The organism is Weissella confusa (assembly GCF_004766315.1).
Lineage (GTDB): Bacteria > Bacillota > Bacilli > Lactobacillales > Lactobacillaceae > Weissella > Weissella confusa_A.
Genome location: NZ_PVSN01000014.1, coordinates 58,184 through 70,098, shown reverse-complemented (window position 1 = coordinate 70,098; position 11,915 = coordinate 58,184). Strand labels below are relative to the sequence as shown.

At 44.0% G+C, this 11,915-nt stretch carries 15 protein-coding genes, 1 tRNA gene and 1 other annotated feature; of the genes, 2 read left to right on the top strand and 14 right to left on the bottom strand.

From position 1 onward, the window contains the following. The 3 genes from C6P11_RS02405 to C6P11_RS02395 all read right to left on the bottom strand — a co-directional run. Positions 1-143, bottom strand: a 143-nt coding sequence (locus C6P11_RS02405; RefSeq protein ID WP_135518151.1) for a helix-turn-helix domain-containing protein, incomplete at its 3' end; no start/stop codon positions are given. Positions 144-300: 157 nt separating this feature from the next. After that, positions 301-2,442 carry a glycoside hydrolase family 3 C-terminal domain-containing protein gene (locus C6P11_RS02400; RefSeq protein ID WP_245299738.1) on the bottom strand — a complete coding sequence of 714 codons (2,142 nt, stop codon included), beginning with the start codon at positions 2,440-2,442 and terminating at the stop codon, positions 301-303. A gap of 434 nt (positions 2,443-2,876) precedes the next feature. Next, complete coding sequence (locus tag C6P11_RS02395; RefSeq protein WP_280950181.1) at positions 2,877-3,404, bottom strand: LysE family translocator; 528 nt, start codon at positions 3,402-3,404, stop codon at positions 2,877-2,879. A gap of 139 nt (positions 3,405-3,543) precedes the next feature. Between C6P11_RS02395 and C6P11_RS02390 the strand changes: the two genes are divergently transcribed. Further along, entirely contained in the window at positions 3,544-3,945 is a 402-nt protein-coding gene (locus C6P11_RS02390) for a MarR family winged helix-turn-helix transcriptional regulator (RefSeq protein ID WP_135518280.1), read from the top strand. A 268-nt stretch (positions 3,946-4,213) separates the two neighbouring features. Here the strand turns inward: C6P11_RS02390 and rpmA are convergent, their stop codons facing one another. From rpmA to C6P11_RS02340, 10 genes are all read right to left on the bottom strand, one after another. Continuing rightward, positions 4,214-4,525: a 50S ribosomal protein L27 gene (rpmA, locus tag C6P11_RS02385; RefSeq protein WP_003609238.1), complete on the bottom strand. Its 312-nt coding sequence runs from the start codon at positions 4,523-4,525 to the stop codon at positions 4,214-4,216. A gap of 27 nt (positions 4,526-4,552) precedes the next feature. Then, on the bottom strand, positions 4,553-4,855 hold the full coding sequence (gene rplU, locus C6P11_RS02380) for a 50S ribosomal protein L21 (protein WP_135518279.1): 303 nt from the start codon (positions 4,853-4,855) through the stop codon (positions 4,553-4,555). A gap of 31 nt (positions 4,856-4,886) precedes the next feature. After that, positions 4,887-4,962: a sequence feature (ribosomal protein L21 leader region), on the bottom strand. A 94-nt stretch (positions 4,963-5,056) separates the two neighbouring features. Beyond that, positions 5,057-5,130, bottom strand: a tRNA-Arg gene (locus C6P11_RS02375). Positions 5,131-5,176: 46 nt separating this feature from the next. Continuing rightward, positions 5,177-5,704 carry a dUTPase gene (locus tag C6P11_RS02370; RefSeq protein ID WP_135518278.1) on the bottom strand — a complete coding sequence of 176 codons (528 nt, stop codon included), beginning with the start codon at positions 5,702-5,704 and terminating at the stop codon, positions 5,177-5,179. Further along, positions 5,704-6,741 carry a hypothetical protein gene (locus tag C6P11_RS02365; RefSeq protein ID WP_135518277.1) on the bottom strand — a complete coding sequence of 346 codons (1,038 nt, stop codon included), beginning with the start codon at positions 6,739-6,741 and terminating at the stop codon, positions 5,704-5,706. Before C6P11_RS02365 ends, C6P11_RS02370 begins: the two co-directional genes overlap by 1 nt. 2 nt (positions 6,742-6,743) lie before the next feature. Next, positions 6,744-7,616 carry a hypothetical protein gene (locus C6P11_RS02360; RefSeq protein ID WP_135518276.1) on the bottom strand — a complete coding sequence of 291 codons (873 nt, stop codon included), beginning with the start codon at positions 7,614-7,616 and terminating at the stop codon, positions 6,744-6,746. A gap of 142 nt (positions 7,617-7,758) precedes the next feature. Beyond that, a complete protein-coding gene (gene glnA / locus C6P11_RS02355) occupies positions 7,759-9,105 on the bottom strand; it encodes a type I glutamate--ammonia ligase (protein ID WP_135518275.1) in 1,347 nt (448 codons plus the stop codon). A 36-nt stretch (positions 9,106-9,141) separates the two neighbouring features. Next, positions 9,142-9,495: a MerR family transcriptional regulator gene (locus tag C6P11_RS02350; protein WP_003609249.1), complete on the bottom strand. Its 354-nt coding sequence runs from the start codon at positions 9,493-9,495 to the stop codon at positions 9,142-9,144. Between the two features lie 64 nt (positions 9,496-9,559). Next, positions 9,560-10,483: a tRNA (adenosine(37)-N6)-dimethylallyltransferase MiaA gene (miaA, locus tag C6P11_RS02345; RefSeq protein WP_135518284.1), complete on the bottom strand. Its 924-nt coding sequence runs from the start codon at positions 10,481-10,483 to the stop codon at positions 9,560-9,562. Position 10,484: 1 nt separating this feature from the next. Then, positions 10,485-11,120 (bottom strand): glycerophosphodiester phosphodiesterase, encoded by a 636-nt coding sequence (locus tag C6P11_RS02340; protein WP_135518274.1) that lies wholly within the window; start codon positions 11,118-11,120, stop codon positions 10,485-10,487. Between the two features lie 76 nt (positions 11,121-11,196). Between C6P11_RS02340 and C6P11_RS02335 the strand changes: the two genes are divergently transcribed. Further along, complete coding sequence (locus C6P11_RS02335) at positions 11,197-11,379, top strand: DUF3042 family protein (protein WP_003609255.1); 183 nt, start codon at positions 11,197-11,199, stop codon at positions 11,377-11,379. Positions 11,380-11,452: 73 nt separating this feature from the next. Here C6P11_RS02335 and C6P11_RS02330 read toward each other — a convergent pair whose 3' ends face one another. Beyond that, positions 11,453-11,839 (bottom strand): rhodanese-like domain-containing protein, encoded by a 387-nt coding sequence (locus tag C6P11_RS02330; RefSeq protein ID WP_135518273.1) that lies wholly within the window; start codon positions 11,837-11,839, stop codon positions 11,453-11,455. Positions 11,840-11,915: the final 76 nt, after the last annotated feature.

Sequence of the window (11,915 nt, the reverse complement as noted above, 5' to 3'; positions counted from 1 at the left end):
CCAACACATCGGGCAATCTCACGAGAGATTGTCGAAGCGCTTCTACCAATTTCTTTTGCAATGCTACGCATTGACAACCCTTCTCTGAGTAAAACTTCTATACGTCCGCGATCAAATGCGGTAAGCTGATGATAATGACTCATAATGTTTCCTCGCGTTCTGTATGTTCTAGACAAACTACATTTTACGCTGGTTCATTATGAGTCAGCTTTTATTTAGCTTAGTGTTGCACTTGAATTGTAAATTCAAGAACATAAAAAGGCCACACAACTACGTGTGGCCTTTCGATTGCAATATTCATTAATGTGTCGTTTGACTACCTGCCAAGCTCAACTCAGTTTGCAATGGTTGCACGCCCGTCAACGCGATTGAGCGCGCATCTGGTTGGCTAACACCAACTGAGATTTCAAAACGGTCACTATCAATAAAGTTACGTCCTTGCGCATCAAACACTTCAAAGTCTTGTGGACGCAAATCAAACGTGATTGTTTGCTTCGCTCCCTTACCCAAGTAAACGCGCTTGAATCCCTTCAACTGTGCGTTTGGCACCGCGAATTCTGATTCCAAATCCTTCACGTAAACTTGAACAACTTCATCCGTGTCAAAATTACCGATGTTTTGAATCGTTGCCGTCACTGTTGCCGTATCTTCATATGACTTCACTTGCAAATCTGACAACGCAACTGATGAGTACGTCAAACCATAACCAAATGGATACAATGCCTCATCCGTCATGTAACGGTATGTGCGTCCCGCCATGTTGTAATCTTCAAAGGCTGGCAAGTTATCTGTATTCTTGTAGAACGTTACAGGCAACTTTCCTGATGGACTCACCGCACCAAACAAGACGTCCGCAACAGCCAAGCCACCACGAGCACCTGGGTACCAAATTTGCATAATGGCGCGCAAGTTAGGGTGGTTTTCCAAACCATCCAATTGCAATGATGATCCTGAAGCCAATAGAACGACCACAGGCTTACCAACAGCCAACAAACGCTCCAACAATTGACGTTGACGACCTGGCAATGACAAGTTTGGCTTATCACCAGCACCCTGTGAGTTACCTGCGTCCCCTTCTTCGCCTTCAATCGTTGAATCAAGTCCCAAGACTACCACAATGACATCTGAGTGCTCGGCCGCAATAACCGCTTCTGACTCACGCTCATCAGCCTTGGCCAATGGCTCAGCGGCGTGGTCTTGGAACAATCCTGACCCATTGCTGTAGTGGACACGTACGTCATCGCCAAGGCGCTCTTGAATACCTTCCAAGATAGTGTATGAACGTGATGGTGTCCCGAAGTAGTTACCCAACAAAGCGATTTCTGAGTGCGCATTTGGCCCAACAACGGCAATCGCTTCCATCGTTTCCTTGCGAAGTGGCAAAACGCCATCATTCTTCAACAAAACAAATGACTTCTCAGCCGCAAGTTCTGACAAATTATTGTGTGCTTTTGTATCGTTCGCTTCGTATGGAATAGCATCATACTCATTATCATTTGCAAACATTCCTAGACGAACGCGCGTTGCGTACAGTGAAATCACCGCATTGGTAATCTCTTCTTCAGTTACCAAATCACGATCCAATGCCTCATGCAAAGATTGTTCAATATGTCCAGCGACCAAGTTCAATCCTGCCTTGATGGCCAAGCCCATCGTTTCAGCGGCATCCTTCGTATACTTATGGTTTTCATGCACATCTTCTGGGGCCATGTAGTCTGAGACAACGTGTCCTTCGAACGACCACTTATCATGCAAGATGTCCTTCAACAACATTTCGCTAACTGAGGCTGGTACGCCATCAACTGCGTTATACGCTGTCATGATACTTTCAACATCAGCCTCTTCAACGGCGGCCTTGAAAGCTGGCAAGTACGTCTCATACAAGTCCTTGTCTGACACAACGGCATCAAATCCGTGACGCAAACCTTCCGGACCTGAGTGAACAGCAAAGTGCTTTGCCGTTGCAGCTAACTTCAAGTACTTCGCTTGTCCTTGCAATCCCTTGATGAATGCCACGCCAAACTTTGACGTCAAGAATGGATCTTCACCATACGTTTCGTGACCACGACCCCAACGTGGGTCACGGAAAATGTTCACGTTAGGAGACCAGAACGTCAATCCCTTGTAGATGTCACGGTCTTCATGCTTCGTAAATTCGTTATACTTTGCACGTACTTCTGTTCCAATGACATCGGCAATTTCATTAATCAAGTGATCATCAAACGTTGCTGCAAGTCCAATTGCTTGTGGGAAAACCGTCGCCACACCAGCACGCGCCACACCGTGCAACGCTTCGTTCCAGTAGTTGTATTCCGGAATGTTCAAACGGTCAATGGCTGGTGCTTCATACTTAATTTGGCCAATCTTTTCATCGATCGTCATTTGGTCGACAATCACCTTAGCTTGGCGGCGGGCTTCTTCGTGCGTGAGTTGCTGGGTCATATCAATACTCCTAAACATAAATCATTTCAATTAATAGTAATTTTGAAAGCGCTTTCTAACACCGTTATTTATACCATGTGTTATGTTTTTCGACAAACCGCCTAAATGCTTACCAAATATGAATAGGACGATAAACAATATACAAGCAACATACCCTGAACATACGTTAATCGATTTTACTTTATTTGACTTGTGATACATTTCACACATTGTGAATGAACTATGCACAAAAATTGATTAACATAACCGTAATATTGAACCAACAAAAAAAGGCCAACCATATCTTGTAAAGAATTTAGTTGAACTTTGTAGCTGCGCCCAATGCCATGATGATCAACCACCGAAACCCCAGACCCACGAATCCTATCTAGCATTCCTGTAAAAAATCCCAGATATCACCCCAAAATAAAAAGGCTTTATCAGCCCTTTATCTTTTATCTCCATAAATCAACAATTGAAAGTACAAGCAACAACGAGATTGCCACATTGAACACCTTATAATGCTTTTTATACACACCATTAATCGCTTGTCCCAAAATCGTCCACGTAAATGTTCCAAGACTTCCAATCAAGACCATTAACACCAGTCGAACTGAAATGTGACCCCAAATCCCGGCCAACGTGAACGCACCCAAACCAGTAATGAAATACAAATACACTTTAACGTTTGTCATTTGAATCAAAAAGCCGGTCATAAAGCCACCCGCTTCTTCATCTTCACTGCCAGGCACGCTAATAAGTACGTGATACGTCAGATATGCCAAATACAAACTTCCAACGACCTTCATCACTAATACGAACGTTTCATTAGACTGGATCCAGCTCGCAAAAATGGATGCGAGCGCCCCAATAACAACCAAGCCACCTAGCATACCCAAGTTTAAGGGAACACTCTTTTTAATGCCATGATTCTGACCTGAAACCATCGCCATAATTGTATTAGGCCCCGGGGTAAACGACATCACAAAAACAAATATCAAAAATGAAATCATAATAGCTCCTCTAATCTAATTGCAAATGCAATAAGTTTCCTAACATATTATCAGAAGATAATTGCAAATGCAACTTGTTTATCATAAACTAATTTAAAGGAGGAACGGCATGTTTAATACAATCAGACTTATTGGTACTATCACTAGATCAATTCAAGTTCAAAGCAATAAGAAGTTCTCACCACTTGGACTAGGAAATAACGCATTTTTGTATATTATTCGAGCTATTGAAAATCCAGGTATGTTTCTCGGCGAACTCGCTGACGCACTGAGCATCGACCGTTCAACTGCATTCCGCAGCATAAAAAAACTAGCAAAGAACGGGTACCTCGACTTGAAATCAGACGTTCACGACGGTCGCCTACAGCGGGTATTCCCAACACAACTCGCGAAAGATATTTACCCAGAACTATTCGAGTTTGAAAAATCACAATCAAAACATTTATTGGAAAAATTATCTGAAGATGAACAAGCAGAACTGTTACGTCTACTCGAAAAAACCCAGCATTAATACTTTACTAAGTTGGTCGAATTGACCATCATTTATATTAAGCACCACTAAAGTTCACAATTCGAAGCATTCTTAATCAAGAACGTTAGTCTCATCCATACTTGCAGTAGCCATCAAGGGACACATGGCCTCACTGATTTGTCCATTAACAGACAAAGTCGTGATGAAATAGAATGCCAGATTAATACAAAAAGCTCGTAATACTGATCAAATCAGCATTACGAGCTTTTTTCAGTCATTAAACTGTTTTTGTTATCACGTAAAATGATTACTTAGCAATGATTTGCTTGTATTCTTCACGAGTAACAACTGATACTTGGCGACGGTCACGGCCCAAACGACCGAACTTTACGACACCATCAGTCAAAGCGTACAACGTGTCATCGTTTCCACGACCAACGTTTACACCTGGGTAGATGTGCGTACCGCGTTGACGGTAAATGATTGATCCAGCCTTGATGTCTTGACCATCAGCACGCTTCGTTCCTAGACGACGACCTGCTGAGTCACGACCGTTGGCAGAAGATCCGCCTCCCTTGTGGTGGGCAAGCATCGTCAAGTTGTTCAAATTCAATTGCATGATTTAAATCCTCTTCTTTCCGATGTCTTAGGCAATAGAGTCGATGACAACCTTAGTGTATGGTTGACGGTGACCTTGCTTCTTGTGTGAGTGCTTCTTTGGCTTGTACTTGAAAGTAACAACCTTCTTTTCCTTACCTTGCTTCTCAACAGTACCTGATACAGTAACACCTTCAACGTAAGGTGCACCGATCTTGCCGTCAGCGAAGACAACCTTGTCGAATACGACCTTGTCTCCTTCAGCGGCGTCCATCTTTTCGACGTAGATTACGTCACCGGCAGAAACCTTGTATTGCTTTCCGCCGTTCTCAATGATTGCATATGTTGCCATGAGTTTGCAGACCTCCATAAAATATTTTTCTAAAAAAACTTAGACTCACCGAGTCCGCGAGCTCCGAGGAACTACTTAATACAGACCACGAGTGGTTGCAGTTTGTGGATTCCACAAACACAACGTAGATAATTATAAAACAAGTTCTAACTAAATACAATAAAATCCCCCACAAAACGTGGAGGACTTCTAAATTTTTCATGCAGCTGGTGGGACTCGAACCCACAACCGCTCGGGTAGAAACCGAGTGCACTATCCAGTTGTGCTACAGCTGCAAAAAAAGATGAGTTGGCATCTTTTACCAACTCATCTATTGTACGTTTAAAACGCTGGTGAATCAAGGTCAGAAGCGTCCAAAACCGCACGAACTTCTTGATCGATTTCATCTTGTGTCAACTTTAGTTCGACTAGACCGAGCTTCAAAAATGAACGCCAGGCATGTGAAAAATCCGCTTGACGCTTTTGGTGATATGAATTTAGCAACATGGTCTTAATCCCAATAAATTGGTGGGCCAAACGCATTTGTGGGAAACGCGCAAACTTGGCTAAATCCTCATCCTCAAGCACCATCAAGTGCGTCCATTGTTGCTTCAAACTAATCAACAAGAATTGGGCGAAAGCCGTTGCGTACAGTGCCTTCACTTCACTATTGCTAGCGTCCACTGCATTATGTGGCACGTCGTTGTTGATAGCTTCAACACGGCGCATCAAGGCACTCATTGATACATCTAGGTTCAAATAATCATTCAACAAGACATCCTTAGGTCCGATTGGATTTTCCCAATCAGCCACAACTGCGCGATATGACTCGCGTGCTTCACGCAAGTAACCTGCAATATCCATCGTCATTATTCCGCCTCGTCTGATGCCTGTGGTTGTAGCACTTCGACTTGTGGCGCTTCAGAGGCAACTGATTCAGCAGCTGCTTCAACTGGCGTGCCATATGAAATCAAGCCTTCACGTTGCAAGACAAAGACAAGCTCATCACTCTCGATTACCAAGTATCGGCGTTCTGTCAAATACCAGGCACCGATAAAGTCATAATCCAACAAGACATCCAACCATGAAATGGCATCACGACCATCGATGACTTGGAAGTGCCAACGTTGGGCCCCGATGGCCGTTGCATCGTTAACGTAGAAGATACGGACTTCAACGCCGTGCTCCAACATCAAACCAGCACCATTTGGAATGCTTTGCAAGAAGTAATCTGAATCAGCTGACAAAACAAACAAACGGTCCAACATTCCCGCTGGCATTTCAGTTTGTACCAATGGATACAAGAAATCATCGCGGGTTTCAAGAATGTTGTAGTCCACTTGGTAACCGAACTCGCGCTCCATGTAACGACCAAATTCCGTTAACAACGTTGCTAGCGTGCGAATGCGGGCTGCCGTCGTCTTCTTACGGAAGTTTTCAACCATCAAATCAGTAATAGCTTCTGCGTTAAACAAAATTTGCTTACGTTCTAGTGACCAGTAGAATAGACGCGCCTCAGTACCTAGCTCAACAAAGTAAGCCCCACCGTTGTTATCGTCGTTTACAACGAATTCAAAGGTCGCTGGCACATCCAAATCAGTCATCACCAACGTCAACTCTTCACGCTCAGCTGGCGTCAAAACATCATAGGCTGGCATCCCCGCAAATGAAAGGAAACGATCCATCGCCATCAAGTACCAATCTGCCTTCGCATATTGACGTGGTACTGTCACCCATTCTGTATCAAGGTGCGCATTGGTTAGGCGTTGTGCCAACAAGTGGACTTTCTTTGGATCGTTCGTTTCAGCAAGCTCACGAACTTGCGCTAAGGTTTGTTGAATTTGACCAATATCATCACTCAACAAATCAACGTATGAAACAACGCGTTCACGTAGGTGTTCTGTCATGCTTACTCACCTCCCTGTTCGGCAACCAATGATGAGACATAGTCTACATACAATGAGCCGACGGCATTTTGGAAATCAGTAAATGAACCAAATGCATCATTAATCGCACGTTGCTCATAAATCAAAATCGTATCTTCCTTTGAGTAGTTCAAGATTTGCGCATTGTTCTCAGCAATCAAATCAGGAACCGTCGCAGCCTTCGCATCAGCAGCATCCAATTGCGCCAAACGGCTACGCAAAACTTCGCGTTGCTCTGCTTGGGCACTCCTGTTAAACAAACCGCTACGTTCTTCTGTGGCAGCCAATTGCGCCATCAATTGTGTACGCTCGGCATCACGTGCATTTTGGTCGTTAACAATCTTTTGCAAAGCTTCATTAGCACGCGTCGTATCTTCAATAACTTGCGCATTAAAACGTTGACCTGACTCAGCCAATTCAACGGCACGAGCCAACTTTTCGTATTCTTCATCGTTAAAAATGAACTTTACTGATAGTGGATCCAAAATACCGAAGTGGCGACGATCCCACCAGTTTCCAAAGAACAGTTGGAAGACGCCAAGTTGTGACTCTTCATAGTAAAAGAAGGGGAACTTTTCTGATAGGTACGCAATCAACTTTTGTCCCAAATGGTGACTCAACTCATCTTGCATATCATCAACCAAAACTGACAAAGCACGATTTGACTCGGCTTGTGGTGCTTGGCGAATTTGCGTGTTGTACTTTTGGCTATCTAGTAATTCATAAACACGGCGATCATTCCCCTCTGCCACAGCAGTTTGAATATCACCAATGTAGTTTAATTTTGCTTGTAATTTTCCATTTAATACGGATTGATTTGACGGTAAATCCGTCGTCAAGTATGGCGTGTTCTCCATCTCAGCCCCTCCTGTTTGTGGTTGCAATCTAACTTCTCAACTTATTATATCTACATAATATATATATCATACAACCTAAACTTAAAGAAAAACGCCGACCACGGACTGGACGGCGTTGTTTTTAAGAAGTTTTTACGAAATTTTAGTATTGCTCCAAATAAGTTTCCAATTCCCATTGTGAAACTTCTTGGCGATATGCTTGGTATTCCAAACGCTTAGCATCCACGAATGTGCGTGCCATGTGTGAACCAAGGGCTGCCTTAATAACTTCATCCGTATCCAAATCGTTCACGGCTGCCAACAATGTATCAGGCAAATCAGTGATACCCGCCTTCTTACGCTCAGCCTCGTCCATCAAGTAGATGTTACGATCAACCGCGTGGTTTGGCTCCATTTCACCGGCCACACCATCCAAACCAGCTGCCAAGATAACAGCAAAGGCCAAGTATGGGTTAGCAGTTGGGTCAACTGAACGCAATTCCAAACGCGTTGAGTTACCACGTGAAGCTGGGACGCGGACCATTGGTGAACGGTTTGAACCAGACCAAGCCACGTAAACCGGTGCTTCGAATCCAGGCGTCAAACGCTTGTATGAGTTAACCGTTGGGTTTGTGATTGCCGTAAAGTTAGCTGCGTGCGCCAAGACACCACCCAAGAAGTTGTAAGCCGTCTTTGACAATTGCAAATCACCAGCTTCGTAGTAGAAGACGTTACCAGCTTCATTGAACAATGACATGTTCGTGTGCATACCGTTACCGTTGATACCAGAAATTGGCTTTGGCATAAACGTTGCGTACAAACCGTGCTTACGTGCAATCGTCTTAACAATCAACTTGAACGTTTGAATGTTATCAGCTGCATCCAACGCATCGGCATACTTAAAGTCAACTTCGTGTTGTCCAGGGGCAACTTCGTGGTGGGCTGCTTCCACTTCAAAGCCCATCTTTTCCATTTCCAAAACAATTTCACGACGTGTGTTTTCACCCAAATCAAGTGGGGCCAAATCGAAGTAGCCACCCTTATCGTTTAGGTTCATCGTTGGGTTACCGTGCTCATCAAGCTTGAACAAGAAGAATTCTGGCTCAGTCCCAATGTTAAAGTTCTTGAAACCAGCGTCTTCCATTTGCTTCAAAACACGCTTCAAGTTATTACGAGGATCCCCTGCAAATGGCTCGCGGTCGGCCGTGTAAATATCTGCAATCAAACGTGCAACCTTACCACCGTGTGAGTCAGTCGCCCATGGGAAAATCATGAACGTTGAAAGGTCAGGGTACAAGTACATGTCTGACTCTTCAATACGAACGAATCCTTCGATTGAAGAACCGTCAAACATCAAATTGTTGTCCAATACCTTTTCAAGTTGTGAAACAGGTACTTCGACGTTCTTAATTGTGCCGAAAACATCTGAGAACTGCAAACGTAGGAATTCCACGTTTTCCTCAGCAATCATGTTGCGAATATCATCCTTGGTATAAGCCTTGCGAACCATTGTAATCTCCTTTTACTTTATCCCAAAACACATCATCTAAAACTTCCGTTGACCGTTATTAAAACGACCAATCTTAAGCAACTCATCAGCCAACATGTGACGCATATTAATTTCATCCGGATTAACCTTTTCTGCTTCACGACGTTGCTTTTTAGCATCAACCTCATGAATTTCAGAAATCGAATATCCCGCATCTAGATAATCTGCAATCTCCAATAAACGATCGACGTCATCTAATGAAAAACGTCGCTGCTTACCGGCCCCTCTATGTGGCTCAATGAGTCCCTGCTGATCATAGTACCGAATCTGACGATCTGATAAGCCCGTCAATTCGCGCACTACGCTCATTGGCAACACTGCCAAATCGCGACGTAACTCTCGTCTTACCATACGTCCGACCCCCTATGAGTAGCATGTTACCACCTATTTTAGAAGATTTTTCTATTCATGTCAGCTATTCTGACACAAACCCCGCGACGTCACTTTCAATCGTCTTTAGTGTCGCGATGTTTTGTACCAAGTCATACCAATGAATGTCAGTGAACTGGTTATTGAACCATGTCATTTGACGCTTTGCATAACGACGTGAGGCTTGCTTCAACGCTTCACTCGCTTGCTCAAGTGTTTCGACACCGTCTAAGTAACCAAACAATTCCTTATACCCAATTGCTTTCTTAGCCGTACTATCTTCTGGCAACGTTGCCGCAATCCGCGCTTCTTCAAGCAAGCCATTCGCAATCATCGCATCCACACGGGTATTAATCCGTTCGTACAAAACTGGTCGATCCGTCGTTAACCCGATGATATAGGCATCATACAAACGCTTTGGCTCAGGCTGCTGTTCTGAAAAAGGCTTGCCAGTGTGATCACTAACTAAGAGCGCTCTGACTAGACGGCGAATTTGTCCTGGCAGAATGCGCGCTTCACTAACCGGATCCAATTCACGTAAAGCATCACGCACAACTGCTTCGCCCTGCTCATGAGCAATTGCCGTCCACTTCTCGATAAACGCCTCATCCGTAATGTCATCCACCTCAGCCAGCGGACGGTCACCTAGCAACGCTTGGACATAAAAGCCAGTACCACCAACCAAAATTGGCATTTTGCCACGAGCTGTAATATCCGCAATCGCAGCCTGTGCTTCACGCACAAAGCGCGCCGCTGAATAATGTTCAGCAGGGTCAGCAATATCAATCATATGATGTGGTGCGACCGCTTGTTCTTCGGACGTCGCCTTGGCTGTCCCAATATCTAATTGACGATAAATTTGCATCGAATCACCCGATACAATTTCACCGTTAAATTTCTTTGCTAGTTCTAGTGATAAAGCGGTTTTCCCAACCGCAGTCGGACCGACAATCACAATCAACTTATCCATACTACTTTCCATCTCTATCTCTAATTTGTTGGGCCAAACGTACATTGTCCGTAATCACACCAGCAACCCGCCCGATGAACATCAATCGCAACGCCCAAGCCATTGTCGGCGTCCACCAATACGTGACCGCTTTCCGAGCACGTGCAACGACAAACGGTAAATAACGGTAATCCAAATTGTTATTTTGAATTACACCGTCGTGAAACAGTTGACGACTTAAACGGTTAGGCCGATGTTGCAACAGCCCTAACGGCATCGTTGCGTCAAGATGGCGCCACGTTTTAACAGCATTCACTTGGAATGATTGCAACATTACTGGTGCGTCTATTTCAGCTGATTGCAACTCACGGTACAATTCTGTTGCGCCCCGCTTGCCCTTCAACTCAATCAACAATAGGCCTTGGTAATTCGTTTCTTTTACCAACGCCAAAAATGATGCAAAATCATCCACAACTGGTGGCATCTCGTCATCAATATCATGTTTTAGGATTAAGCGACCCTCATATAATTGCACATCAACCTCTAAGCCATCTGCGCCTAATTGAATTGCAGAAGCAAAAGCTGGTAATGAATTTTCAAGGCGGCCAGCCGTGTGATCACCCCGATGGGCGATAATTAATGATTTGTTCATCTGCATTTCAAGAAACCCCAGTTATTAAACTCAATTAAAATATGTTAAACTTATCTTAACAAATATATGGAGGAACCACATCATGAAGAAGTTTGGTTTGGGGATCTTGACTGGTGTTGCTGGTACGCTAGCAACTGCTGCCGCTGCGGCCTTCACGTTCCACAAGGTTGCTGTTAAGCCTTTGGAAGAAGAAGAGGCTAAGTTTGAGGAGACTGAGCGCAAGGCTGCTCGTAAGGCTGCTCACTCTCACGGCGCACGATTCTAATCTAAAGATATAAACAAATACCCACTTACATGAGCCGGCGTAACATCGTCAGTTAATGTAAGTGGGTATTTTTTTAATTAATCTTAGTCTTACCAGTGTAAGAACCAAAACCGTTCTTTAAGACGTAGATATCGTTGTATCCCGCCTTCTTCAACTTACGCGCCATACGCGCAGCCATTTGCATGTTTTCATCATACAAAAAGACTGGCTTGTCTTGACGCAAAGCACTGTGGTTTTCATTCAACATAGCGTATTGAATGTTACGTGCACCAAGCACGTGCTTTGCCTTAAACTTAGCTGGCTCACGCAAATCGATCAATTGGTGACCGCGACTTTGTGCTTCGAATTCTTCAGAGTTCAAAAGTGATGCCGCACGCTTCAACGTTACGCGCGTCCATACCAATGTACCAACCGTCCAAAGAATCCAAAGCAATACAATGACAAACAATGCTTGCAACATACTACTAAATTCCCCATTTCGTTTTTCAGTCAAGTACTATTCTATCAAACCTAAAATAAAAAGTCTGCCAACCTTA